27 protein-coding genes and 1 other annotated feature are annotated in these 25,636 nt (G+C 37.2%); of the genes, 21 read left to right on the top strand and 6 right to left on the bottom strand.

The window, feature by feature from the left end; all coding sequences use genetic code 11:
* The 6 genes from JOD14_RS01550 to ileS all read left to right on the top strand — a co-directional run bounded on the left by JOD14_RS01550 (window position 1) and on the right by ileS (window position 6,222).
* Entirely contained in the window at window positions 1–675 is a 675-nt protein-coding gene (locus JOD14_RS01550; RefSeq protein WP_204652932.1) for a YggS family pyridoxal phosphate-dependent enzyme, read from the top strand.
* A 21-nt stretch (window positions 676–696) separates the two neighbouring features.
* Entirely contained in the window at window positions 697–1,332 is a 636-nt protein-coding gene (locus tag JOD14_RS01545) for a cell division protein SepF (RefSeq protein WP_204652931.1), read from the top strand.
* Window positions 1,333–1,346: 14 nt separating this feature from the next.
* Window positions 1,347–1,628, top strand: coding sequence for a YggT family protein (locus tag JOD14_RS01540; RefSeq protein WP_239576034.1), 282 nt, complete (start codon window positions 1,347–1,349; stop codon window positions 1,626–1,628).
* Window positions 1,629–1,651: 23 nt separating this feature from the next.
* Window positions 1,652–2,434: a YlmH family RNA-binding protein gene (locus JOD14_RS01535; RefSeq protein ID WP_204652930.1), complete on the top strand. Its 783-nt coding sequence runs from the start codon at window positions 1,652–1,654 to the stop codon at window positions 2,432–2,434.
* A 19-nt stretch (window positions 2,435–2,453) separates the two neighbouring features.
* Window positions 2,454–3,158, top strand: coding sequence for a DivIVA domain-containing protein (locus JOD14_RS01530; RefSeq protein ID WP_204652929.1), 705 nt, complete (start codon window positions 2,454–2,456; stop codon window positions 3,156–3,158).
* Window positions 3,155–3,369, top strand: a binding site (T-box leader). Its footprint overlaps the gene before it by 4 nt.
* 54 nt (window positions 3,370–3,423) lie before the next feature.
* Complete coding sequence (gene ileS, locus JOD14_RS01525) at window positions 3,424–6,222, top strand: isoleucine--tRNA ligase (protein ID WP_204652928.1); 2,799 nt, start codon at window positions 3,424–3,426, stop codon at window positions 6,220–6,222.
* Window positions 6,223–6,271: 49 nt separating this feature from the next.
* Here ileS and zwf read toward each other — a convergent pair whose 3' ends face one another.
* From zwf to JOD14_RS01510, 3 genes are all read right to left on the bottom strand, one after another.
* On the bottom strand, window positions 6,272–7,789 hold the full coding sequence (zwf, locus tag JOD14_RS01520; protein ID WP_204652927.1) for a glucose-6-phosphate dehydrogenase: 1,518 nt from the start codon (window positions 7,787–7,789) through the stop codon (window positions 6,272–6,274).
* A 6-nt stretch (window positions 7,790–7,795) separates the two neighbouring features.
* Window positions 7,796–8,452 (bottom strand): metal-dependent transcriptional regulator, encoded by a 657-nt coding sequence (locus JOD14_RS01515; protein ID WP_204652926.1) that lies wholly within the window; start codon window positions 8,450–8,452, stop codon window positions 7,796–7,798.
* 115 nt (window positions 8,453–8,567) lie between these two features.
* Window positions 8,568–9,803: an aminopeptidase gene (locus JOD14_RS01510; RefSeq protein WP_204652925.1), complete on the bottom strand. Its 1,236-nt coding sequence runs from the start codon at window positions 9,801–9,803 to the stop codon at window positions 8,568–8,570.
* A gap of 218 nt (window positions 9,804–10,021) precedes the next feature.
* On the opposite strand from JOD14_RS01510, the gene JOD14_RS01505 reads away from it, so the two are divergent.
* Window positions 10,022–10,621 carry a TetR/AcrR family transcriptional regulator gene (locus tag JOD14_RS01505; RefSeq protein ID WP_204652924.1) on the top strand — a complete coding sequence of 200 codons (600 nt, stop codon included), beginning with the start codon at window positions 10,022–10,024 and terminating at the stop codon, window positions 10,619–10,621.
* Between the two features lie 89 nt (window positions 10,622–10,710).
* Here JOD14_RS01505 and JOD14_RS01500 read toward each other — a convergent pair whose 3' ends face one another.
* Window positions 10,711–11,154 (bottom strand): flavodoxin, encoded by a 444-nt coding sequence (locus tag JOD14_RS01500; RefSeq protein WP_204652923.1) that lies wholly within the window; start codon window positions 11,152–11,154, stop codon window positions 10,711–10,713.
* Window positions 11,155–11,302: 148 nt separating this feature from the next.
* Between JOD14_RS01500 and map the strand changes: the two genes are divergently transcribed.
* The 10 genes from map to JOD14_RS01450 all read left to right on the top strand — a co-directional run bounded on the left by map (window position 11,303) and on the right by JOD14_RS01450 (window position 20,432).
* Complete coding sequence (gene map, locus JOD14_RS01495; protein WP_204652922.1) at window positions 11,303–12,067, top strand: type I methionyl aminopeptidase; 765 nt, start codon at window positions 11,303–11,305, stop codon at window positions 12,065–12,067.
* 22 nt (window positions 12,068–12,089) lie between these two features.
* On the top strand, window positions 12,090–13,001 hold the full coding sequence (locus JOD14_RS01490) for a YihY/virulence factor BrkB family protein (RefSeq protein WP_204652921.1): 912 nt from the start codon (window positions 12,090–12,092) through the stop codon (window positions 12,999–13,001).
* A gap of 185 nt (window positions 13,002–13,186) precedes the next feature.
* Window positions 13,187–14,158 (top strand): ABC transporter substrate-binding protein, encoded by a 972-nt coding sequence (locus JOD14_RS01485; RefSeq protein ID WP_204652920.1) that lies wholly within the window; start codon window positions 13,187–13,189, stop codon window positions 14,156–14,158.
* A complete protein-coding gene (locus JOD14_RS01480; protein ID WP_204652919.1) occupies window positions 14,142–14,897 on the top strand; it encodes an ABC transporter ATP-binding protein in 756 nt (251 codons plus the stop codon). The genes JOD14_RS01485 and JOD14_RS01480 overlap by 17 nt, the downstream gene beginning before the upstream one ends.
* Window positions 14,894–15,643: an ABC transporter permease subunit gene (locus tag JOD14_RS01475; protein WP_204652918.1), complete on the top strand. Its 750-nt coding sequence runs from the start codon at window positions 14,894–14,896 to the stop codon at window positions 15,641–15,643. Before JOD14_RS01480 ends, JOD14_RS01475 begins: the two co-directional genes overlap by 4 nt.
* A gap of 85 nt (window positions 15,644–15,728) precedes the next feature.
* On the top strand, window positions 15,729–16,718 hold the full coding sequence (locus JOD14_RS01470; RefSeq protein WP_204652917.1) for an aldose epimerase family protein: 990 nt from the start codon (window positions 15,729–15,731) through the stop codon (window positions 16,716–16,718).
* A 102-nt stretch (window positions 16,719–16,820) separates the two neighbouring features.
* Window positions 16,821–17,282, top strand: coding sequence for a CopY/TcrY family copper transport repressor (locus JOD14_RS01465; RefSeq protein ID WP_204652916.1), 462 nt, complete (start codon window positions 16,821–16,823; stop codon window positions 17,280–17,282).
* A gap of 40 nt (window positions 17,283–17,322) precedes the next feature.
* On the top strand, window positions 17,323–17,895 hold the full coding sequence (locus JOD14_RS01460; RefSeq protein WP_204652915.1) for a type II toxin-antitoxin system Phd/YefM family antitoxin: 573 nt from the start codon (window positions 17,323–17,325) through the stop codon (window positions 17,893–17,895).
* Between the two features lie 243 nt (window positions 17,896–18,138).
* Window positions 18,139–19,305: a pyridoxal phosphate-dependent aminotransferase gene (locus tag JOD14_RS01455; protein ID WP_204652914.1), complete on the top strand. Its 1,167-nt coding sequence runs from the start codon at window positions 18,139–18,141 to the stop codon at window positions 19,303–19,305.
* Between the two features lie 248 nt (window positions 19,306–19,553).
* Entirely contained in the window at window positions 19,554–20,432 is an 879-nt protein-coding gene (locus JOD14_RS01450; protein WP_204652913.1) for a phosphate ABC transporter substrate-binding protein, read from the top strand.
* Window positions 20,433–20,456: 24 nt separating this feature from the next.
* On the opposite strand, the gene JOD14_RS01445 is transcribed toward JOD14_RS01450, so the two are convergent.
* Entirely contained in the window at window positions 20,457–22,196 is a 1,740-nt protein-coding gene (locus JOD14_RS01445) for a sensor histidine kinase (RefSeq protein WP_204652912.1), read from the bottom strand.
* A complete protein-coding gene (locus tag JOD14_RS01440) occupies window positions 22,189–22,902 on the bottom strand; it encodes a response regulator transcription factor (protein WP_204652911.1) in 714 nt (237 codons plus the stop codon). Before JOD14_RS01440 ends, JOD14_RS01445 begins: the two co-directional genes overlap by 8 nt.
* Window positions 22,903–23,024: 122 nt before the next feature.
* On the opposite strand from JOD14_RS01440, the gene JOD14_RS01435 reads away from it, so the two are divergent.
* The 4 genes from JOD14_RS01435 (at window position 23,025) to JOD14_RS01420 (ending at window position 25,607) form a co-directional block, all read left to right on the top strand.
* Window positions 23,025–23,495 carry a 2-thiouracil desulfurase family protein gene (locus JOD14_RS01435; RefSeq protein WP_204652910.1) on the top strand — a complete coding sequence of 157 codons (471 nt, stop codon included), beginning with the start codon at window positions 23,025–23,027 and terminating at the stop codon, window positions 23,493–23,495.
* Window positions 23,485–23,823, top strand: coding sequence for a putative DNA-binding protein (locus tag JOD14_RS01430; protein WP_204652909.1), 339 nt, complete (start codon window positions 23,485–23,487; stop codon window positions 23,821–23,823). Before JOD14_RS01435 ends, JOD14_RS01430 begins: the two co-directional genes overlap by 11 nt.
* 16 nt (window positions 23,824–23,839) lie before the next feature.
* Complete coding sequence (ffh, locus tag JOD14_RS01425) at window positions 23,840–25,261, top strand: signal recognition particle protein (protein ID WP_204652908.1); 1,422 nt, start codon at window positions 23,840–23,842, stop codon at window positions 25,259–25,261.
* A gap of 151 nt (window positions 25,262–25,412) precedes the next feature.
* Window positions 25,413–25,607 carry a CsbD family protein gene (locus JOD14_RS01420; protein ID WP_204652907.1) on the top strand — a complete coding sequence of 65 codons (195 nt, stop codon included), beginning with the start codon at window positions 25,413–25,415 and terminating at the stop codon, window positions 25,605–25,607.
* Window positions 25,608–25,636 lie beyond the last annotated feature (29 nt).

The raw sequence follows: 25,636 nt of genomic DNA, 5'->3' as shown, positions 1-25,636 counted from the left end.
ATGATTTCTGACAACTTGCAAAAGGTGATGCAAGAGATACAGAATTCCTGTGCTCTTGTTTCTCGTCAAGCCGCAGAAGTTGAATTAATTGCGGTTACCAAATCGGTAACAACAAGAGAGATGCTAGAGTTGTATCACTTAGGAGTGACCAACTTTGCTGAGAATCGAGCGGATGTCCTTTTAGAAAAACAAAAGGAGCTAGCGTCATATCCAGGAATTATCTGGCACTTTATCGGAAACTTGCAACGTCGCAAAGTCAAAGACATCATTAATGAAATTGATTATTTTCATGCACTAGATAGTTATAAATTAGCAAAAGAGATTCAAAAAAGAGCAATGAAAAAAATTCGTTGCTTTGTTGAAGTAAATGTTTCTGGTGAAGAAAGTAAGCATGGTTTTCAGCCAAATGAGGTTCTTGCTTTTATTCAAAGTATTCAAGACTTTGATAAAATTGAAGTAGTTGGTTTAATGATGATGGCGCCATACGATTCAACAACAGAAGAACAAATCGCTTTATTTACACAATTAGCTGAACTGAAGGAAACCGTTGAAAAGGCTGCTTATAAAAAGGCTCCTTGTCATCAATTGAGTATGGGGATGTCAAATGATTTTTCTCAAGCCATTCAAGCGGGTGCCACACAGATTCGAATTGGTACGTCACTATTTAAAGAGTAAGGGAGAGGGGGACGAAAAACGATGGCATTTAAGAGTTTTTTAGGATCAATGAGTTCTTTTTTTGGTTTGGAAGATGAAGAAGAAACAAGAGGAGAAGCTTTTGCGTTACCTAAGCAACCCCAAAGGCGTCCGGAAAAAGTAATCAATAAAAATCCGATAACGACTAAAAAACAAGAATCACCAACGAGTCAAACACGGATGAGTAGGGAAAGAAAGCAAGAAAGACCAAGTAAAAAAGCGGCACCGACCCCAATGATGAGTACGCCAACAGTCAATCAAAGAACAATGGGGACAAAAACAGATAAAAAAGTCGTTCCTTTAGTAGGAGAAAGAAAGAATACAAAACAATCAAATCAAAATATTGAAAATGCGAATAAAATTATGGTGCTTGAGCCGCGTGCTTATTCTGAAGCGATGTCGATTGCTAAACATGTTTTATCCGGAAAGTCAGTATTAGTTAATTTTCACTTAATGGAAGAGCCACAAGCCCGTCGTGTAGTTGATTTTTTAACAGGAACGGTTTATGCTGAAGATGGCGATATTAAACGCGTTTCAGATGAGATGTTTTTATGCACACCGCCAACGGTAGAAATTGAAGGAACGACGAAATCGCTCGAAGAATACAATCAATTTGACTTTAATCAATTGTCACTTTAAAGGAGGATGACCTTTTGGTCGCTTTGTTTTGGCTATTAAGCTTATTTAGTAAAGTTGTTTATTTATATACGGTATTATTAGTTGTCTATGCATTATTATCTTGGTTTCCAGGTGGGTATCAATCACCGTTTGGACGTCTTTTAAGCAAAATTTGTGAGCCTTATTTAAGTTTGTTTGATCACGTGAATTTATCATTTGGTCCAGTGAATTTTAATATTGCCTTTGCGATTATTGTTTTACAGTTAGCCTCACAAGCGTTGATTTTATTACTACAAAGATTAATCTATCTATTTTAATTCAATTAGGGGGTGAATAAACAATGGATGCCAATATATATCAGCATTTCCGAAGTGATGAACGCCCCTTTATTGATTTGGTAGGGGACTGGATGGAACAAGTTTCGATGCAGTACGCACCTTATTTAACTGATTTTCTAGATCCGCGACAAGCATATATTCTAGAAACATTGGTTCGTCAAGAGTCAGACTTAAGTTTTACTTTTTTCGGCGGTTATGAAGCAGCTGAAAGAAAGCGTTGTTTAATTTTTCCAGATTACTACACAGCAGCGCAAGATGATTTTGAAATTACGATGTTTGAAATTGTCTACCCAGTGAAATTTATTACATTATCACATGGGAAAGTCTTAGGAACGCTTGTTGGAACTGGAATGAAGCGTGAATTATTTGGTGACATTATTTCCGATGGCGAACGTTGGCAAATTTTTGTGGCAAAAGAAGTTGCGTCTTATCTGCAGTTACAAATCATTAAGATGGGCAATGTTTCGGTTCGGCTAGAAGAAAGTTCTTATACTCAAATGCTTGTGCCCAAAGATGGTTGGTCATTTGAAAAAGAAACAGTTTCTTCTTTAAGGCTTGATACGGTCATTTCAGCAGTCTTTAATATTTCAAGGCAGCGTTCAAAACAATTAATTGAGTCTGGTAAGATTAAAGTGAATTGGACCGAAATCTTACGTCCAGATTTTATGCTTGATTTACTAGATATTGTTTCAATTCGTGGATTTGGTCGCATTCAACTTCAAGGAATTGAAGGGAAGACGAAGAAAGAAAAAATTCGTTTAAATTTAGGTGTTTTGCGAAAATAATTAATTAGAGGTGGAAATAATGGCTTTAACTCCATTAGATATTCAAAATAAAAGTTTCTCAACAAAAATGCGTGGCTATGAAAAAGATGAGGTTGATGATTTCTTAGACATGATTGTACGTGATTATGAAGAAGTTATTCAAAAAAATCGCGAAATGGATAAAGCGCTAAAACATGCAGAAGAAAAGCTAGAGTATTTTAATGAACTAAAAGATGCACTGAATCAATCAATCATTGTCGCTCAAGATACAGCAGATAAAGTGAAATCAAGTGCAAGTAAAGAATCAGAAGTTTTAGTTACCTCTGCTCAAAATAAAGCAGATGAATTAGTTTCTAAAGCAGAAAAACGAGCACATGCTTTAACAATCGCAGCAGAAGAAAAAGCAAAAGAAATTTTAACAAAAGCAACCGAAAATGCGCGACAATTGGCAGTTGAAACCAATGACTTGAAAAAGAAAACGCGTGTCTTTCATAATAGCTTAACCTTGATGTTACAAACACAATTAGAACAAGCGAAAAGCCCTGAGTGGGAAGAAATATTAGCACCATTTTCTAGTTATGTTGAAGATAGTCATGAAGTGATTCGTGAAGTTTTAGCAAAAGAGCTTGACAACGAAATTAGTTCTACAGTAAACTCAAGTGGAGCTGAAATTTCAGAAGAAGCAATTTCAGTAATTGAAGCAAGTGAAAAAGTGATTCACGTAACGAACGAAGAGAATGAATAAAAGCAAATACAGAATAGAAAAATTATAGGTATTTTTTAAGCGAGTCGGTGATGGTGGAAGATCGGCAAACCCTACCTTTAATTAGATCCTCTGTGAGCTTTGATTTTGAATAAAAGTAAAAATCAACGGTTAATCTCGTTAACGATTACAAGAGGAAAATTGTTTATAATTTTCAAATTTTGGGTGGTACCACGAAACGTTCGTCCCTGTTTACAGGGGGAGCGTTTTTTTTGTGCCCCAAATTAAAGAAGGAGAGAAATAAGGAATGAAAATGAAAGAAACCCTACATTTAGGGAAAACTGCCTTTCCAATGCGTGGAAATTTACCAAACCGTGAAGCGCAGTGGCAAAAAGATTGGGAAGAAAAAGATTTATATGGACAGCGCCAAAAATTAAATGAAGGAAAGCCAACTTTTGTTTTACATGATGGACCGCCCTACGCCAATGGAAATATCCATATTGGTCATTCTTTAAATAAAATTTCAAAAGACATTATTGTTCGAGCGAAGTCAATGTCTGGTTTTCGTGCACCTTACGTCCCAGGTTGGGATACACATGGTTTGCCAATTGAACAGGTCTTAACGAATAAAGGCATTAAAAGAAAAGAGATGTCAATGTCTGAATATCGCCAAAAATGCCACGACTACGCTTTAACGCAAGTCGATACGCAACGTAAAGACTTTAAACGTTTAGGTGTTTCTGGTGATTGGGAGAATCCTTACATTACGCTAACGCCTGATTATGAAGCAGCCGAAATTCGTGTGTTTGGAAAAATGGCTGAAAAAGGTTACATTTACAAAGGATTAAAACCAATTTATTGGTCACCTTCGAGTGAGTCATCTTTAGCTGAAGCAGAAATTGAATATAAAGATGTTAAATCACCATCAATTTATGTAGCATTTACAGTGAAAGATGGAAAAGACGTTTTAGATAATGATACAGCATTTGTCATTTGGACAACAACGCCTTGGACATTACCGGCGAATATGGGGATTTCGGTAAACCCAGAATTTACTTATGTGCAAATTCTAGCGGATAACCGAAAATTTGTTGTTGCTAAAGATTTGCTTGAAACAGTAAAAGAAGCGATTGGTTGGCAAGAAGTAGAGGTCTTACAAGAACTTGCGGGTACACAACTGGAACTCATGACCGCCCAACACCCATTTTATGAGCGCGAATCCTTAGTGATGGTAGGCGATCATGTGACGCTTGAAGCAGGTACAGGTCTTGTTCATACAGCTCCAGGACACGGGGAAGATGACTACATCGTAAGTAAACGCTATGGTCTAGAAGTCATCTCACCAGTCGATGGTCGAGGTGTATTTACAGCTGAAGCACCTGGTTTTGAAGGTGTCTTTTATGATAAAGCGAATATTATGGTGACCGAGTTACTAAAAGAAAAAAATGCTTTACTAAAATTAGACTTCTTTACGCATAGTTACCCACATGATTGGCGTACAAAAAAACCAGTCATTTATCGTGCGACACCACAATGGTTTGCGTCAATTGATAAGTTTCGCCAAAATATCTTAGATGAAGTTGAAAAAGTTGACTGGATCTTACCTTGGGGTAAAACGCGTCTTTACAATATGATTCGTGATCGTGGTGACTGGGTCATCTCTCGTCAACGTGCATGGGGCGTGCCGCTACCTGTTTTCTATGCAGAAAATGGTGAACCAATTATCACACCAGAAACCATTGAACACGTAGCCAACTTATTTGCCGTTCATGGTTCAAATATTTGGTTTGAAAAAGAAGCCAAAGAATTATTACCAGCTGGTTTTACTCATCCAGGTTCGCCAAATGGTGAATTTACGAAAGAAACAGATATTATGGATGTTTGGTTTGATTCAGGGTCTTCTCATGAAGCTGTTTTACGTCAACGGGCTGATTTAAGTTTCCCAGCTGATATGTATTTAGAAGGATCAGATCAGTACCGTGGTTGGTTTAACTCAAGTATTACTACAAGTGTTGCAATTAACGGCGTAGCACCATATAAAGCAGTTCTTTCGCAAGGCTTTACATTAGATGGTGAAGGTCGTAAGATGAGTAAATCATTAGGCAATACGATTGCCCCTGAAAAGGTTATCAATCAAATGGGAGCAGATATCTTACGTTTATGGGTGAGTAGCGTTGATTACGAAGCGGATGTACGTGTGTCAATGGATATTTTAAATCAAGTTGCTGAAGTTTACCGAAAAATTCGTAACACTATGCGTTTCTTATTAGCGAATACAGAAGACTTTAATCCAGCAACCGATCGTGTGGCTTATGAAGATTTACGCTCGGTTGATAAATATATGACGATTCGCTTGCACCAAACAATGAAAGAAATTCGTGAAGAAGGTTATGAAAAATACAACTTCTTACAAATTTACCGTACAGTAATGAACTTCTTAACCATTGATTTATCGTCGTTTTATTTAGATTTTGCAAAAGATGTTGTCTACATCGAAGCCAAAGATAATTATGAACGTCGTTGCATGCAAACAGTCTTTTATGAAGCAGCAGTTGGCTTGACGAAATTATTAACGCCGATTATTCCACATACAGCGGAAGAAATTTGGTCACATTTAAAAGAAGAAGAGAGTTATGTTCAATTAGCTGAATTCCCTGAGTTCCAAGAAAATTTTGTTAACCAAGCAGAATTGCTTGATACATGGTCAGCCTTCATGGACTTTAGAGACAATGTTTTAAAAGCTTTAGAAACAGCTCGTAACGAAAAATTAATTGGGAAGTCTTTAGAAGCGAAGTTAACGTTATATCCGAATGAACAAATCGCGGCTTTATTAGTCGCTGTGAATGCGAATTTACCACAATTGCTAATTGTTTCACCAGATTCATTTGAAGTGAAAGCGCCAGGTGTAGAAGTCCCTGAGCAGGCAATGAAGTTCGAAGATGTTGCAATTCTAGTTGAAAAAGCAGAAGGGGACGTTTGTGAACGTTGTCGTCAAATTAAAAAAGATGTCGGCGCAAATGCTAAATTACCAACGATTTGTGGTCATTGTGCAGAAGTTGTCACAAAGGAGTATCCCGCAGCAGTTGCAGAAGGATTTGAAGCTTAATGAAATTAAAAATACACCGAAGAAAAATCTTCGGTGTATTTTTTAGCTATTAAAGTAAATTGCGCTCACGGTACCATGCATCCGGCTGCCAAATCCATTGGAAACCGTCTTTTTCTAAAAGGTCGAAAGCTGCTTGAGGCCCCATCGTTCCAGCAGCATAGCTAGGAAGCTCAGCTGTATCTTCATCCCAAGTTTGACGAATAACATCCACGATGCGCCAAGATTGGGCAACTTCTTTCCAATGAGTGAAGTTTGTGCCATCACCATTTAAAGCATCTAGTAAAAGTTTTTCGTAAGCTTCAGGTGTATTTTCGATGACTTCAGAACTATTACGGTAAGCCAGTTGAATTGGCAACATATTAAAGGCTGGCCCTACTTCTTTGCCGTTTAAAGAAAGAGAAAAACCTTCAGTTGGTTGAATATAAATGGTCAAAATATTTGGGTCTAAACAGGGTTGTTCACAAGTAGTTCCGACTTCGGCTTTAAATAAGTTGACGGGGACTTGTTTAAAGACAATGTTAATTCGTGTTCCACGCTCAGTTAAACGTTTCCCTGTTCGGACATAAAAGGGGACGCCTGACCAACGGAAATTATCAATGGCAAATTTACCAGCTACAAATGTTTCCGTTGTTGAACCATCAGCGACGCCAGGTTCGTCTTGGTAAGCAAGGTATTTTTCTTCGGCTAAATGACCAGCATTGTACTGTCCGCGGACAAAATTATCTTTAACTTCGCTTGGTGAATAAACACGAACCGATTCTAACGCTTTGATTTTTTCTGTTCGAATTTCCTTTTCAGAAAAAGCAACAGGAGGTTCCATCGCAAGTAAAGATAGAATTTGTAAAATATGATTTTGGACCATATCTTTTAGAGCACCACTCTTATCATAATAGCCGCCACGGTCTTCAACACCTAGATTTTCAGCAATCGTAATTTGAATATTATCAATGTAGCGGTTGTTCCACATCGATTCAAAAATATTGTTTGCAAAACGAATGGCAGAGATGTTTTGAATCATTTCTTTGCCTAAGTAGTGATCAATGCGATAAATCTCATTTTCAGCAAAAACATTTGTGATTTCTTGATTTAATTTCTTGGCACTTTGATAGTCCGAGCCAAAAGGTTTTTCAATAATTACACGATGGTAACCATTGGAATCTAACATACCTTGCGACTTTAAGTGTTCAACAATTGTGCCAAAGAAGCTTGGGGACATCGCCAAATAAAAAAGTAAGTTCCCTTCAAGTTGGTATTTAGTATCTAGTTTAGTTGCAAGGTCTTTTAAAGCATCATAGTGTTCGGTATCGGTTACGTCGTGTGCTTGATAATAAAAATGAGATGAAAAATCTGCTGCTTCTTGTTCAGAAGGGTTTAAATAAGCAATCGTTTCTTCGACAATTGCGCGGTATTTTTCATCTGTCCAAGGACGGCGCGCGGTACCAATGACTGCAAAAGATGTGGCTAAGTGACCCGTTCGATATAAACGAAATAAAGATGGATAAAGCTTTCTTTGGGCTAAGTCACCAGTTGCGCCAAAAATTGTAAATAGAACTTTTTTTTCTGTCATTTGTAATCACTCCTCTGGTATTGTATCAACAAAAATAGAATTTGCTGCTTTAAAGCTGACAACAACCGTTTTTTTGTTATTTTTAAGGGTTATCGGTCCTTCGTAAGGAGCAATCTCAACGATTTCATATTCTTCGTTTAAATGTAAATGAATCATGACTAAATAATCAAGTAGTTCTCGCTCATCTAAGACACGAGCAATGCGGATTTTTGCATGAAGTGGGTAGCTCGTTAGATTTTTTCGTTCTTTCTCATTGACTAAAGCTCCTTCAGCTGGAATCATCCCTCCATGTGGACAATTAGCAGGAGAATTTAGATAATTAGCTAAACGATTGGCCAACTTACTAGAAGTAATATGTTCTAATACTTCTGCCTCATCATGCACTTCATTCCAAGTGTAACCGAGATGTTGGACTAGGAAAACCTCCCAAAGTCGATGTTTACGGATTAGCGAACTTGCTAATACGAGTCCTTTTTCAGTTAATTGAACGCCTTGATAAGGAACATGGTCAAGAAGGCTTTCTTTCACTAGTTTCGTAATCATTTCGCTAACAGAAGCAGGAGAAACGCTTAAACCTGTGACAATTTGTTTGTTATTAATTTTATTATGATCGCCACCAAGTTCAAGAATCAGTTTCAAGTAATCTTCACGATTGGGTGTCATTCATTTCATTCCCTTCATATGAAGTAAAGTGTATCAAAAAAATTGTCTCTTTTCTAGCAAAATGAAAAAGATTCGAAAAAAAGCTTCTTTTCATGAAATAAGTTTAATGTCTTTTTTAAACCCAATCGCCTTTACGAAAAATTGGTACACGAGAGCCGTCTGCGCGAAGACCATCAATATCCATTTCTGCTGATCCAATCATAAAGTCAACGTGGGTCAAACTACGATTTAGCCCAGCTTTTGCTAATTCTTCTTCACTCATTTCTGTTCCGCCTTGTAAATTAAAAGCATAGGCAGAACCAAAAGCTAGGTGATTTGAGGCATTTTCATCAAACAAAGTGTTAAAGAAAGTAATGCCTGACTGAGAGATTGGCGAAGGATCTGGGACTAAAGCGACCTCACCTAAACGTTTCGCCCCTTCGTCTGTTTCAAGTAATTTAGCTAAAACTTCTTCTCCTTCTGTTGCAGAAAAATCAATAACTTTTCCGTCTTTGAAGGTAAACTTCATCCCTGAAATGATGCTACCCGCATAACTTAGTGGTTTTGTACTTGAAACGTAACCATCCACGCGATTGGCATCAGGAGCACAAAAGACCTCTTCTGTTGGCATATTCGCATTGAATTGTTCGCCACGCGCGTTTAAACTACCAACGCCTTCCCAAATATGATTTTTAGGTAAACCAACAACTAAGTCTGTTCCAGGAGCTGTGTAATGTAGTGCAACAAATTGTTCAGCATTTAATTCACTTGCTTTATTTTGCAACGTATCGGTATGTTTTTTCCAAGCCAGAACGGGATCTGCTTGATCAATCCGTGTTGTTTTGAAAATTTGTTCCCAAAGCGCTTCTTTTGCGGCACTTGGTTCTAAATTAGGGAAGACTTTTTTGGCCCACTCTTGTCCGGCAGCCGCTACGACCGTCCAGGAAACTTTATTGGCTTGTGTTGCTTTACGCACGTTTTCCATTGCTTTGCTGTTTGATTTTTGAAAAGCGGCGACTCTTTCAGGATTTACACCCGCTAGAGAGCCTGGATCAGAAGAAACAACCGCAATTCGACTTGCCCCTTTTGCTACCCAATCGTCTGCTTCATCGATTTTAAATGAGGGAATATTTTCTAAACGCTCTTGATCTGCGTGAAGCAAAAATTCTTTTAGAATAAAGTCGTCTGCCCAACGGACAATGACTTCTGCTGCACCATGTTCGTAAGCTTTTTTAGTAATTAAATGAGCTAATTCAATTTGCTCAACATCGATATTTAAAACAACCGTGTGAGATTTTTGAACATTAACGCCGACAGCAACAATTAGCTCAGCGTATTTTTCTAAGTAATGATTAAAGTTTTCTAATACCATAAAACAGACTCCTCATAAATTTATTTTTTGTTTTTAATTATATCATATCTTGAAAGAAAGGGAATAAATGACAGAAAGTGTTTTTTTCAAAAAACAAAGAATATTTGAACTTTTTTTGAAGTTTAAAGCGTTTAAATGTTCATTTAAGAAAAAAAATGCTAAAATGAAAGAAAGAATGGAGAATTAAATAACCATTTCAACGAAGGGGAATGAGGGAGATGGCACGAAAAAAAACGATAACAAGAGAGCAAATTCTTACAGCCGCCTACCAAGTCATCGCGGATAATGGATTTTCCCATTTCACCGCAAGGAATATTGCATTGCAAATGAATTGTTCGACACAACCAATTTACTTAGAATTTAAAAACATGGATGATTTAAAAGATGGGTTGTTTACAATGATGGCTGAAAAAGTGAATGAAGATTTTTTAGCCGTTAGAAAAAAACAAAACATATTGGTTGAATTAGGAACAAACTTTATTGAACTCGCTGTTAACCAACCACAACTTTATCGTGCGTTATATTTGGAAGAAATCTCTGGTGCTAGTCAAATGCAAGTTGCTTTTAGAGAATATTTTTATGAAGTCCTTAAGCAAGATGACGTGCTACGAACACTTGATTTAGACAAACAAGCGTCACTCTATTGTTCTTTTTGGATCTTTATCTCGGGAATTGCTTCTATGATCAGTACCGAATTGTTACACTACTCAAAAACGGAAATCGAAGCACTACTAAGCTCGTTTATTGAAGCGACCTTAGAAGATAAAGGAAAAGAAATTACTTTATTTACGCTTGGGAACTTCTTTAAAAACAATTAAAAAAGGGCTGTGACGAAAATCTAAAGTCACAGTCCTTTTATATGAACAAATGTTAGGATGAAATAACTGCCTTTTGCCAACCTTTTTGTTTAGTTTATCTTTTCAACCAATTCTTTGGCAAAGGCTTCTAGGTTTTCAATATCTTCTGCTTCAGCGGCAAGATCGACTTTGACACTTTCAGCCCCTTTAATCGCTCCGATTTTGGTAAAAGCTGCTTCAAAATCATCGACAGATTTACAAAAATCATCATAAAAAGTATCACCGGAACCACATACACCAAAAATCTTCCCGGTCAAGTCTAACTCTAATAAGTCATCATAAAAATCCATGATCTCATCTGGTAAGTCACCGTCACCATAAGTATAAGTTGCAACGATACAAAGATCAGCATCTACAAATTCGTCTGCATCGACTTGCGTGCATTCATTTATTTCAACCTCAATGCCTAAATTTTCTAATGTTTCGGCAACAATATCTGCTATTTCTTCTGTGTTTCCAGTCATACTGGCATAAACAATCTTTGCGAGAGTCATTTATCGCACCACTTTCTTAATCAATATTTGTCCATTTGATTATATCAAACTTCAAAGTCATTGAAAACCTCTTAAAAAGGGAAGGGATTTGGAAAAATAGCGATCTTTGTGGTAAAATAGACAAGATTCAAAGGAGAGGAATAGATCAATGATTACATTAAAATCAAAAAGAGAAATTGAAAAAATGGCCGAATCAGGCGCCTTGTTAGCCGGCGTTCACCGCGCGCTACGCAACTTTATTAAACCAGGGATAACCAGTTGGGATATCGAAGAATTTGTTAAAAACGCAATTGAAAGTCAAGGAGCAATCGCAGCTCAAATTGGCTATGAAGGGTATAAATATGCGACTTGTTGCAGTATTAATGACGAAATTTGTCACGGTTTCCCTCGTCGTAAAACGTTAAAAAATGGTGATTTAATTAAAGTGGATATGTGTGTGGAATTAAATGGCGCAATATCTGATTCTTGTTGGGCCTATGTAGTGGGAGAAGCTTCTCCTGAGGTCGCGCAATTAATGGATGTAACTAAAAAGGCACTTTATTTAGGCATTGAGCAAGCCAAAGTTGGGAACCGAATTGGCGATATTGGGCATGCGATCCAAACGTATGCTGAAAAAGAAGGGTATGGTGTTGTTCGTGACTTTATTGGCCACGGCATTGGTCCGACAATCCATGAAAGCCCTGCTGTTCCACATTATGGTGAAGCGGGCAAAGGTTTGCGTCTAAAAGAAGGCATGGTGATTACAATCGAGCCGATGATTAATACAGGAACTTGGAAAATGAAAATGGACAGTAACGGTTGGACGGCAAGAACGCTTGATGGTGGGTTAAGCTGTCAATATGAGCATAGTATTGCTATCACTGCTGATGGCCCATTAATTTTGACTTCTCAAGGGGAAGAAGGAACGTATTAAGAAGACTAAAAAGGAGTCGGCAATGAAAAAATTGATCCATTTTTTTAAACAAGAAAAAACGAAACGATTTTTATCAACGGTTCAAATCAGGATAAAGGAATCTGAAATGACACAAGGTTCGATTGTCATTGCGTATTACTTATTATTATCTTTGTTTCCTTTATTAATTGCCGTTGGAAACGTCTTGCCTTTTTTACAAATTAATCCCAATACGATTATGCCTTACTTGCAAGAAGTCATTCCTGAACCGATTTATGAATTTTTAGGTCCAGCAATTCAAGACCTCTTAACGCAAAGTTCGGGTAGCTTACTATCATTTTCAGCCCTCTTAACGTTATGGTCAGCAAGCGTAAGTATGAATGCTTTGCAACTCGCTTTGAATAAGGCATATGGCGTAAAAAACCGAGAGAATTTTATCATTGTCCGGATTGTTTCGGTTTTGACCGTTTTTGTTTTACTGCTGGCCATTGTTGGGGTAACGATTGTTGTTGGAGCTGGGAAGCTTATTTTGGACCAACTTCAACCAATTTTTTTATTTTCTGATCATTGGATTTCAACCTTTCAGACGGTCAAGTGGCCATTAACGGTTGTCGCACTCCTTACCTTGATGGCGGTCATTTATAGTGTTATTCCGAATGTAAAAGTTCATTTACGCTCCATCTTACCGGGTGCTTTTTTTGCAACGATTGGTTGGATGGTATTGTCCCAAGGGTTTGGTATTTATGCCCGTTATTTTGCATCGCGGTTAAGTGCTTATCAAATTATTGGGAGTTTTATTGTTTTAATGTTGTGGTTAAACTTTGCAGCGATGATTATTATCTTGGGTGGAATCATCAATGCTGTGGTAGAAGAGTTCGTCTACGGACAAATTAAAGAACGCAAAGGTCCAATTAAACGCTTATCATTAAAAATGAAAAGAATATGGAAAAAGTAAACACTCCTGGCAAACTAAAGGATAGGATGCCAGAGTGTTTTTTTAGGTTAACTCCGGCCTGTAAGAAACGCCAATTAAGAAAGTTAATCAATCATTTTTGTTATTTAAAGGGTAAAAAGTCTCTTTTCAAAATTGAAAATCATGGTAAAATGAAATAGTTCACAAATGAAAGGTAGGAATTTTTTATGAAAAGAATTTTAATTGGTTTTTCTGCAGTACTATTACTAACTTTAAGTGCCTGTGGAAGTGAAACAAAAAAATCAGAAAGCCAAACAGAAACTTCAAAACAAGTCGAAACCATCTCAGAAAGCTTCACACCATTAAAAATTGGGGTCATGCCGTCGATGGATAACATCCCTTTAATTATTGCTCATGAGCAAGGCTTTGATAAAGACCATGGCGTTGAATTACAGATTGAAGCTTTTAAATCTGGAAAAGATCGAGATGCGGCTTTTCAAGCAGGAGCGGTTGATGGGATTAATGCCGATTTAATTTCTTTTGCAACGTATTTACAAGGTGGGATGGATGTTAAGATTACAAGCGCTACTCAGGGGCAGTTTGATTTTATTGGAGCAAAAGAGATTCAAACCGTGGCTGACTTAAAAGGAAAAGAAGTGGTGATTTTAAAAAATCAAGGTCCTGAATTTGTAGCTGAGAAGTTTTTAGAACAAGCTGGTTTACAAACTTCTGAAGTCCAAATGGTTGAAGTACCTCAAGTACCCGCACGTGTTGAATTGTTAACAAATGATCAAGCAAGTGCCGCTGTCTTACCAGAACCCTTCGTCACAATGACCGTCACACAAGGGATGCATAATTTGGGGTCAACGCTTGATTTAGGAATTAATTTATTTGCATTGACATTTCCACAAGCCATCATTGATGAAAAAGCAGCAGCAATTAAAGGAATGTATGAGGCTTATAATGACGCCGTTGATTGGATGAATACACATGAACAATCGGAATATCTTCAATTATTTATTGATGAAATTGGTTTTCCGGAAACACTAAAAGATCAAATTAACGTGCCAACGTACCAAAAAGCATTCCAAACAAAAGAAACAGATATTAAAGAGGCCTTTGCTTGGGCGGTTGAAAAAGGCTTGCTAGAAAAAGAAATTGAACCGAAAGACGTTTTAAGTAATGTTTATTTCCAATAGATCTTTAGAAGTTCAAAATGTTTCTTATCAAGTTGAGAACCAAATCATTTTAAATCAGATAAATTTAAAATTAGATGAGGGAAAAATTTATAGTCTGATTGGGCCTTCTGGAGCGGGCAAGACAACGTTGCTTGAACAAATTGCTGGGGTTCAAAAAGTAACAAGCGGTGCAATTTTGTTTGATCAAATGCCAATGAAAGAAGTGATTGTTTCATTAGTGCCCCAAGATTACGGGCTGCTACCATGGCAAACGGTTGAAAAAGCTGTACTGACAGGAGCTACCATTAGTCGTAAGCGTGCATTGACGAGCGCTGAAAAAACTGAAATTAAGTATTTGGTTGAAGAGATGGGTCTAGCTTCACACTTGAAAAAATACCCCAAGCAACTCAGTGGTGGACAAAAACAACGGGTAGCGATTGCCCGTTGTTTCGCTTCTCAGAGTGCCATCTTTTTGATGGATGAACCATTTTCAGCTCTTGATGCGTTTACGCGTGAAAAAGCCCAGCAGCTATTTTTGAACTGTTGGCAAGCGAGTCAGCCACTAACTGTATTTGTGACACATGATATTGAAGAAGCAGTCTTATTAGCAGATGAAGTGATTGTGATGGCCGCCAATCCAGGTCAAATCAAAAAACGTATTCCGAGTCCATTTTCGAATAAATTAGACCTAATTAAAAACCGTCAATCGCTCCAACTTTTTGAAACGGTTCAAGCATTAAGGAAGGAGATTGAGGCGTGAATAAAAAACGATGGAGTGGCCTGCTAAGTGGCGTCGGTGCTATTCTCCTTTTTTTTGGCGTTTGGTTTTTAAGTGCGCACTTACTTAATAAGCCATTATTACCAAATCCGTTAACAGTGATTGCTCGCTTGCCCTATTTAGTGGAAAAACAACTACTTTGGCATTTAAAAGCAAGCTTATTTCGCATTTTTTTCGGTCTTTTTATTGCAAGTAGTTTTGGTTTTTTGAGTGGCTTACTTATTGGGCGTTGTACCAAAGGTCGTGCTTTTTTCGATGCGCTCATTTATTTAACCTATCCGATTCCTAAAATGGCGCTGTTACCAGTTGTCATGTTGCTCGGTGGGCTAGGAGATACGTCCAAAGTGGTTATGATCGTTTTGATTGTTTATCCCCAAGTAACCGTGGCGGTGCGTGATGCGATTCGTCAAATTCCTAGCGATTATTATAAGGTTTACCAAACGTTACAAGCGAGTTCGCTTCGACAATTAATCCAAATTACAATTCCGGCGACTATCCCAAGCGTTTTAAGTGCAATCCGTATTTCCTTGGGGACGGCTTTGTCTATTTTATTTTTTACAGAAAATTATGGTACGGAATATGGCATGGGCTATCTGATTATGGATTCTTGGACACGCATGGATTATCCAGCCATGTATGGAGGAATTTTAATTTTAAGTGGTCTAGGTTTTGGGTTGTTTTTAGTGCTAGATTGGCTTTCTTGCTGGTCTTGTAGCTGGCAAGAGTAGTAATATTTTAAACAACATTGACAGAAACAAGTTAAATTGTCTATACTTTACTCATGAAAAGCTTTTCATAAAAGGAGAATGGAAAATGCCGAAAGTTAGAAGCGAAGAAAGAAAAAATGTTGGAACAGTCTATACTTTATATAATGAAAACCAAGTGGAAGTCTCTGTGATTGCCGATGGCGCAAGGCTTTACGAGTGGATTGTTTTAGTGGATGGTCAACCACGTGATTTAGTTGTTGGCTATGAATCTTTAGTTGATCACCAAAAAGCACGTTATTATGGTGCGACGATTGGCCCGGTTGCGGGTAGAATTGCAGGCGCTCAGTTTGAACTTGATGGGAAAATATATCATAGTGAAGCAAACGAACAAGGCAATACGTTACATGGTGGTTCTACTGGTTATGATACTAAAAAATGGCAGGTGAAAACCTTTCAAAATGAAACCGAAGCGGGTGTTGTTTTTTCATTAGAAGTTGCCGATGGTACCGGAGGATTTCCTGGTAATATTCAAGTCGAGGTAACGTATGCATTGAATGAAGAAAACACGTTACGTTTAAGTTATTTTGCAAAGACGGATCAAAAAACCTTATTTAATTTAACCAATCATGGTTATTTTAATTTAACGGGTCAAGCGTCAGAGCCAATTGACTTTCACTATTTACAAGTGAATGCAAAAGAAGTCGCACAAACGAACGCCGACGTTACGACAAACGGTAAAACATTGCCAGTAATGGATACAAAATTTGACTTTCTCAAGGCAAAACAAATTGGCACAACTTTATTAGACGATCCATTCTTACTTCATCATGAGCAAAAAGAAGATTTAGTTTTAGTTAGTCCGGATCAAAAAGTTCGCTTAAGTGTCGCGACAACGGCTCCAGCGGTTGTTTTATATACAACTGGAGAAAATGAAGCGGATACTCAAATGAAAACTGGCCGCTTAACTAATCATGGTAGTCTGGCTATCGAAACACAAGCCGTACCTGGAACTGAAAAATATGCTCAATTTGGTGATATCGTGTTGCGACCAAATGAACCTTACCGCCAAGAAACGACGTATCAAGTCCATTTTTAATCAAAAGAAAGACACTTTTATTTTTAAAAGTGTCTTTTTTGACAAGAAAAGATTACAGGTGTAAACTAAACGAGAAGAACGTGTGGAAAGGTTGTTTTGTAGATGACAAAGATTGAAGAGACGATTCGGATAAGCGATGCCGAATGGGAAATTATGCGTGTCGTTTGGACAAAAGGTCAAGTGGACGCGACCACGATTGAACAAATTTTAGGCGATAAAATGCAGTGGAAGTTAGCAACCATAAAAACCTTATTAGGGCGCCTTGTAAAAAAAGAAGCCTTAAAAACAGATCAAGTCGGTAAAAAGTTTATTTACTCAGCGAATGTAAGAGAAGACCAAATTCTTTTTCAAGCAACCGAAGAACTTTTTGGTCATATATGCGCTAAAAGAATGGGGTCATCGCTTGCGCAAATTATTGAAGACGTCCCACTCACCCAAGCCGACGTTTCTTTGCTACAAGATGTTTTAGCTCGTAAAACGGTTGTCGAATCAATCGCTTGCAACTGCATTCCTGGTCAATGCCAATGCCAGCATCCAGCAACTCAAGTAAACGTCCATCAATAATTATGGTATAATATTTTTGTTGAAAAGGAGTGAATGGAAGATGCCTTTAAAAAAACTAGAAGTACCAACCACTTCTATTACAGAAGTAAAAAAATCACCAATGGATGTTTTCCAACAAGCTAGAGAAGCGGGAACAGGCGTATATGTATTCAATCGGGAAAAAGTTGCTGGCGTCATGTTGACCCAAGAACAATATGAAACCTTATTACAAGAATTAGCAGAAAAGCGGGCGATCTTGGAAAATCAATCAAACGCAAAAGTAGTTTTAGAAAAAGAGCAAAATGAGGCTTTGCCTGCATCAAGCGTTTCAATGAGCCCTTATTTAGAAGAGCTTTTTAATCAAATTCGAAAAGAAATTGTCTCAGGCAGTTCAATCTCAGCTAAAAATCTAGATGAGAAACTTGTTACATTGGGCTTCATTACTAAAAAATCAGGTTTTGGAGGCGTGAATGAGATGCTTCACGAATTGAATGAAACGGGCAAGATGCTCTATCAATATCGTGGAAAACCAGCTGGTAAAAGTATCTTAGCTGAAGTAATTGGCGAACCGGATAACCAAAGTCAGCTTTTCGATAAATTGATTATTAAAAAAATTCATTTAGTTGAAAATTAAGGGTTGCTAGATCACAAAGGTTCGTGTCAAACGAACTTTTGCGATCTTTTTTCACAATTAATTTAAGTTAAAAAATCGTCTACCATAAACAAAAGTGTGACGACTGCAACTCATTTAACTGGTAAAGTTTGCGATGGTTCGATTTGAAAATTAGAAAAGTAGCGAAAAATGATTAAAATATTTTAATCTTAATCATTTTTATGGTAAGATAGCAACAATCATGATTTTTTAAGGAGGATATGAATGAGTCCATTGCAAAAACGTTTAAATCCACAAGTCAACCAAATTGCGGTCTCTTTAATTCGTCAATTTGATGAAAGGGTTTCTACGATTCCAAATATATTAAAGTTAACGCTTGGTGAACCGGATTTTGACACACCTGAAGTTGTAAAAGAAGCGGGAATAAAAGCAATTACAGATAATTTTAGTCATTATACAGGCATGTCTGGCTTACCTGAGTTAAGAGAAGTGGCTTGTGCGTTTGTCCAAAAAAAATATGGAGTCACTTATGATTGGCAAAAAGAAGCCATCGTGACAGTGGGCGGAACAGAAGCGATTGCGGCAACATTGTTTAGTATGTTAGAAGCTGGTGACAAGGTCTTAATGCCGACACCGATTTATCCTGGTTATGAACCAGTTATTACTTTAGCTAAAGCAACCCCAGTCTATATTGATACAAGTCAGACTGGATTTGTATTAACACCTGAATTGCTTGAATCCGCATTAAAAGAACATGGACAATCGGTAAAGGTTGTTATTTTAAATTATCCAAGTAATCCAACAGGCGTGACGTATTCACGTGAAGAAGTCGCAGCATTGGCGAGTGTTTTGAAAAAATATGAAGTTTTTGTTGTCAGTGACGAAATTTATAGTGAATTAGTTTATGACGAAACGCATACTTCCATAGCAGAGTTTTTACCGGAACAAACGATTTTAATTAACGGATTATCAAAATCACATGCAATGACAGGGTGGCGAATTGGCTTTATATTTGGCCCGGAAGACTATGTAAGAGAAATTATAAAAGTACACCAATATTTAGTAACTGCGGCAAGCACGATTTCCCAAAAGGCGGCTTATGTTGCTCTAACAACAGGGATAAACGAAGGCCAAGTGATGAAAGAAGCTTATCAAGAGCGTCGTGACTTTATCTTTCAAAAAATGACGCAGTTTGGATTTGAAGTCGCAAAACCTTCAGGTGCATTTTATGTTTTTGCAAAAATTCCTGCAGCTTATATTCAAAATTCAATGGATTTTTGTGTTGATTTGGCTGAAAAAGCGCAACTTGCTATAATTCCAGGGATTGCTTTTGGACAAGCGGGGGAAGGTTATGTTCGCATTAGCTATGCTGCCAGCTTGGAAACTTTAACAGAAGCGATGAATCGTTTAGAAAAGTATTTGAATATTTAAAGAATCTATAATATCTGGTGTTGTTACTGTAAAGAGGCAGTGGCAACACCTTTTTTTATTGAAAGAAAAAAATATCTTATGCTAATAATTATATGTGGTACAAGGGCCTTTTTTTAGTTTACTCATTCATTCCACTGGCTATTTACAAGAACTTTACAAACTCAAGCGAAATCTTTACGAATGGACTAAATGAACTTTACATTTGCTTGTTAAACTAATCTTGTAATTAAAAAGGGGGAAAACAAACAATGAAAAAAATTGGCTTATTCGTCGCAAGTTTCGGTTTATTACTAGGAGCATGTGCCCAATCTGGGACAGCTTCTCAAAATGGAGGAGAGAATAGTGAACCTGTAAAAATTGTCGCGGTAGGGTCAACAGCACTTCAACCACTCGTTGACACTGCAGGCACAAACTTTATGAGCGAACATCCAAATTATGAGATTTCTGTTCAAGGTGGCGGTAGTGGAACAGGATTAAGTCAAGTTTCAAGTGGTGCAGTTACGATTGGCAATTCAGATGTTTTTGCAGATGAAAAAGAGAGCGTACCCGCAGAAGAATTAGAGAATTTTCAAGTTGCGGTTGTCGGTATGGCACCGGTGGTAAATAAAGAAGCCAATGTAAAAGAGTTAAGTAAAGAACAATTGATTGCGATTTTTACAGGTAAAGTAACAAATTGGAAAGACGTTGGCGGCGCAGATCTTGCCATTGCCGTCATTAACCGTGCATCAGGTAGTGGGACGCGCGCGACTTTTGAAAAATGGGGCTTAGATGGTGAACAGCCAATGCAAGCACAAGAACAAGATTCTTCAGGTACCGTCAAGAAGATGATCGCTGAAACGCCAGGAGCAATTAGTTATTTAGCTCTTTCATACATTGACGAGACGATTCAAGCACTGGCATTAGATGGTGTTGAACCTACGGCAGAAAATATTCAAACAAATGATTGGAAAATTTGGGCTTATGGACATATGTATACAAAAGGGGAGCCAACAAAAGAAGTTCAAGCTTTTTTAGATTATATTTTATCCGATGCCTTTCAAACAGAATTTGTACCTAAATTGGGTTACTTACCAGTAACGAAGATGGCAGTTAGCCGTGATGCAAAAGGAGAAGTAACAAATCAATAATAAAAACACTCAAAGACCATTCAATTAAGAATGGTCTTTGAGTGTTTTTGGCAGTTGGACTTCAAAACGTGAACCAACCCCCAAATAACTTTCAAGCGTAATGGTTCCTTCTAAACGGGCGACATAATCTTTAACGATGGCTAGCCCAATGCCAGAGCCTCCAACCAACCTTGAACGTGCTTTATCCGCTCGATAAAAGCGCTCAAAAACGCGTGATTGCTCTTCTTTTGAAATACCAATACCTGTATCTTGAACAACGAAAAGATAAGATGAAGGGTGTTCTTCAAAGCAAATCGTAACGCTCCCTTTTGCTAAAGAATAATTTAAAGCATTTTCAAACAGATTTTTAAAAATAGGATAAAATAAATCCAATTTTGTAGAGAGCGTTAAGGTTGGTTCTCCCTTTAATTCCACTTGTAATTCTTTTTCTTGAATAACCGACTCATATCGCGTAATTAATTGTTGAAAAAAGTCAATCAGCAAAACTTCTTCTTCTGGAAAAGTTACGCCTTCTCCTTTTGAAAGGAGTAAAATTTCTTGAATTAATTTTTCGAGACGATAAGCATCTTTTTGCATAATTTGTAAAAATTGTGTCAAAATTTCTGGCTCTTCTTTTGCACCATCAAGTAACGTTTCAGTAAAGCCAATTAAAGAAGTCACGGGTGTTTTTAACTCATGAGAAACATTGGCAACAAAATCTTTTTGCATTTGCTCTAATTGATGAATACGTGTGAAGTCGTAAGAAACACCTAAAATTTGTTGTGTTTCAGGGAAATAGCGCAAAGAAAGATCGAGACGTAAATTCGTTGATCCTGTAATAAGTTTTTGTTGTAAAAAAGGTTGCGTGTGTGATAATTGGTAAATCATTTGAATAAACATCGCGTCATGAAACAACTCTTCAAAGGGAGTAGGCAATTTTACTTTTGTTTTTAAGTCAAATTGATTTTTTAAAGTTTGGTTGGCAAAGACAAGCTCATGTTGTGCATTGATTAAGAAAACTCCAATGGTTAATTCTTCTAGTAAGTAATAAAATTGTTTTTCAGTTGCGCGGTAATTACGATAATTTTGACTCATTTGTTCACTAAGTTGATTAATACTCTGGTAAAGATTTTCCCATTGTGGCGAGTTAGCTATAATGGTTTCAGTATGTTCAGGGTCTGCAATCATTTTATTTAATACCGGTAAAATAATTTCAAGGGGGCGATTTTTTTGACGCAAAACTTGATAAAGTAAAAGGCTAAATAAACTACACAATAAAAGATAAACATAAAAAATCCCTTGTTTCATTGTTTTGGCAGCTGGCCAAAAATCTTCTAAAGGTTCGGCTAAACGTAAAATACCAATCATTTGTTGCTCTTTTTTGATTGGTAAAGCAATGTATAATAACTTTTTATTTAAAGTTGGGCTCATTCGTAAAGCCCGTCCAATCGTATTGTTTTTTAGAATAGCTTGTACTTCCGGGCGATCAGAACGTTGGCCGCTGAGGTTTGGGTCAAAGGAATCAAAGAGAATGTTTCCTTTTTCATCAAGAACGGTTAAACGTTCGTTATCTTCAAGGCTTTTTAATTGGATAAAACTTTCAAGTGTTTCGATTTTTTGATTGGCAATCTCAAGAAAAAGTTCACCTTTGTTTGCGAGGTAACGTTCTTGTTGATTAATTACTTGCTGGTCGTAAAATTTATCAATTAAATACCAGCCACTTGAAAAAAGTAATAATAGAAGGAGTGGCCAAAAGCGATAAAAAGAAAAATAGCGCTTAATCATGACTTGGTTCCTGTAATTTATAGCCAAATCCACGAATCGTCAGTAAATATTGCGGTTTTTTTGGGTCTGTTTCAATTTTTTCTCTTAAATGGCTGATATGAACATCAACGATACGAGTTTGACCAGTAAAATCAAAATTCCAAATTTGGTTTAACAAGGTCTCACGATCAATGACCCGTCCTTTTCTTTGCATAAAATAAACAAGCAGTTCAAACTCTTTAGGTGTCAAAATAATCGGTTTTTGTTTCATTGTTACTTGGTAAGATTTTAAGTCCGCTCGAATATCTCCTACTACAAGAGCTTCTACTTCCTCTTCTTTTATAACGGGATCCGGTTGAGTCAGTTTTATTCGGCGAAAGATTGCTTTCATGCGCGCGAGGACTTCACGGGGGCTAAAAGGCTTATTTAAATAATCATCTGCTCCAATTTCAAGGCCGAGTATGCGATCAATTGGATCATCTTTGGCTGTTAAAATTAAAATGGGTGTGTCGATTTTCTCTTGCCGGATCCGTTTGGTGATTTCAATCCCATCGATGGAAGGGAGCATGACATCTAAAATAATAAAATCGTAATTTCCCTCCAAGGCGAGTTGGAGACCAATTGCTCCATCGGTCGCAGAAGAAACTTGATACCCTTCTTTTTCTAAATTAAATGTTAATAAAGTGACAATTGACGGTTCATCGTCAACCACTAATATTTTTTTCATTCAAATCTCCTTTTTTAAGTATTTATCTCTTTTTATTTTATCATGAAATTCTATGAAGGACTATGGTCAAGCGTGATTAAATGATATAATAAAAGGCGACTGCTAAGAAGGTAGGGAAGGAAATGATTGGAGTAAGTGCTTGTTTAGGTGGTTGCCTAGTCCGCTATGATGGCAAACATCAAAAAATAGCGGCGATAGAATCACTGGTTTTAAAAAATGAGGCAATCATGATTTGTCCAGAAGTCTTAGGTGGATTACCTGTTCCACGCGATCCGGCTGAAATCGTTGGTGGCGATGGCTACGCTGTTTGGGAAGGAAAAGCAAAAGTCATTACCAATCAAGGCAAAGACGTGACAAGAATGTTTCAGCAAGGTGCTATTTTAGCCTATCAGAAATTACAAGAAGCCCAAATTGATACATTAATTTTAAAAGAAAATAGCCCATCTTGTGGGAATCAGTGGATTTATGACGGTAATTTCTCAGGTGTTAAAACGGCAGGAGTCGGTGTTGCAACAGCTTATTTTATAAAACAAGGCCTAACGGTTTATTCTGAAGCACAATGGTTAAAAAGGAGGGAAGAGTTTGGAAGTTGAAAAAACCAATCGCATGAATGCATTGTTCGAATGCTATGCCACACTTTTAACTCAAAAACAAATGAATTACATGGAATTGTATTACGCCGACGATTATTCTTTAGGAGAGATTGCTGAAGAGTATGAAATCAGTCGTCAAGCAGTTTATGATAATATTAAAAGAACCGAAAAAATTTTAGAAGACTATGAACGCAAGCTGCATATTTATTCTGATTATGTTACAAGAGAACAAATTTTAGAACAACTATCAGCGTACTTAGGGAGCCATTATCCCAAAGATGAAACACTAGCAAATTACGTAAAAGCATTAGAAGAAATTGATGAGTAAAGGATTGAGAAAATAAATGGCATTTGAAAGTTTAACCGATCGCTTACAACAGGCGATGAGTAAGTTACGCCGTAAAGGGAAAGTGACAGAAGCAGATATTAAAGAAATGATGCGAGAGATTCGTTTGGCTCTTTTAGAAGCCGACGTTAACTTGCAAGTGGTCAAAGAATTTACCAAAAATGTTCGTGAGCGAGCAATTGGAGTAGAAGTTTTAGAAAGTTTATCACCCGCCCAACAAATTGTAAAAATTGTTGATGAAGAATTAACCCGAACGCTTGGATCAGAAACGGTCGGTATCCAAAAATCACCTAAGATCCCAACGGTTATTATGATGGTTGGTTTGCAAGGGGCAGGTAAGACCACTTTTACAGGGAAATTAGCCAATCACTTAATTAAAACCGAAAATGCACGCCCATTAATGATTGCAGGTGACGTCTATCGTCCAGCAGCGATTGATCAATTAAAAGTTTTAGGTCAACAATTAGACGTACCTGTTTTTGATTTAGGTACAGACGTGAGTCCGGTTGAAATTGTTCGTCAAGGAATGGCTCACGCGCGCGAAAAGAAAAATGACTATGTTTTAATTGATACCGCTGGACGTTTACATGTTGACGAACGCTTAATGGATGAGTTAAAACAAATTAAAGAGATTGCTCAACCAAATGAAATCCTACTCGTAGTTGATGCCATGACTGGGCAAGATGCCGTTAATGTTGCGGATAGTTTTAATCAACAATTAGGCATTACTGGGGTCATTATTACAAAACTTGATGGGGACACCCGTGGGGGAGCGGCACTGTCCATTCGTTCCGTAACGGGGGCGCCAATTAAGTTTACGGGGATTGGCGAAAAATTAACCGATCTTGAAGTTTTCCATCCAGATCGCATGTCTAGTCGAATTTTAGGCATGGGAGATATGTTGACCTTAATCGAAAAGGCGCAACAAGATTTTGATGAGAAAAAAGCAGAAGAATTAGCAACGAAAATGCGTGAAAATACGTTTGATTTTAATGATTTTATCGAACAACTCGATCAAGTTATGAACATGGGACCGCTAGAAGATTTACTAAAAATGATTCCTGGAATGAATCAAATGGCTGGCATGGAGAATTTTAAAGTCGATCCAAAAGATGTCGCTCGTAAAAAAGCCATCGTCTTGTCGATGACGCCAGCTGAACGTGAAAATCCAGATTTATTAAATCCAAGTCGTCGTCGCCGAATTGCTGCAGGTTCTGGTAATAGTGTTGTGGAAGTCAATCGGATGATTAAACAGTTCAAAGAATCCCAAAAAATGATGCAGCAAATGACAAAAGGCAACTTAAATGCGATTCCGGGTATGGATCAAATGTTTGGCACAGGAATTAAAGGGAAGTTAAATAAAATGGCCATGAATCAAATGATTAAAAAGAATAAAAAGAAGAAGAAAAAAAGAAAATAAAACTTAAAAAAGTGCTCTAATGTTAGTCATTTGCTAGCGTTAGAGTATTTTTTTGATTGTGTCTCAAAGAGTGAATTATTTTTTAAGACAACGCTTTTTATTTGCAAAACTAAAAAGAAAGCGTTATCATAATATGTGAGGAGGGATTTATATGCCAAATAAAGAAGAATTAAAAGGAAAAGTAACCGAAGTGAAAGGGAAAGTAACCGGTGATGAATCAGAAGAACTAAAAGGAAAAATCCAACAAGAGTACGGAAAAGCAAAAGAAAAGGTTGAAGAATTAGTCGATGAAGCTAGCCATAAGGTGAATGAATTCATTGATAAAGTAAAACATAAAGAAGAATAAACAAACAAAGCCGTGTCAAAATCTAGACA

It is taken from the genome of Enterococcus lemanii (assembly GCF_016909125.1).
GTDB classification, from domain to species: Bacteria; Bacillota; Bacilli; order Lactobacillales; family Enterococcaceae; genus Enterococcus_I; species Enterococcus_I lemanii.
The sequence above is the reverse complement of the archived record's forward strand: the minus strand, read 5'-3'. Positions and strand labels throughout refer to the sequence as shown.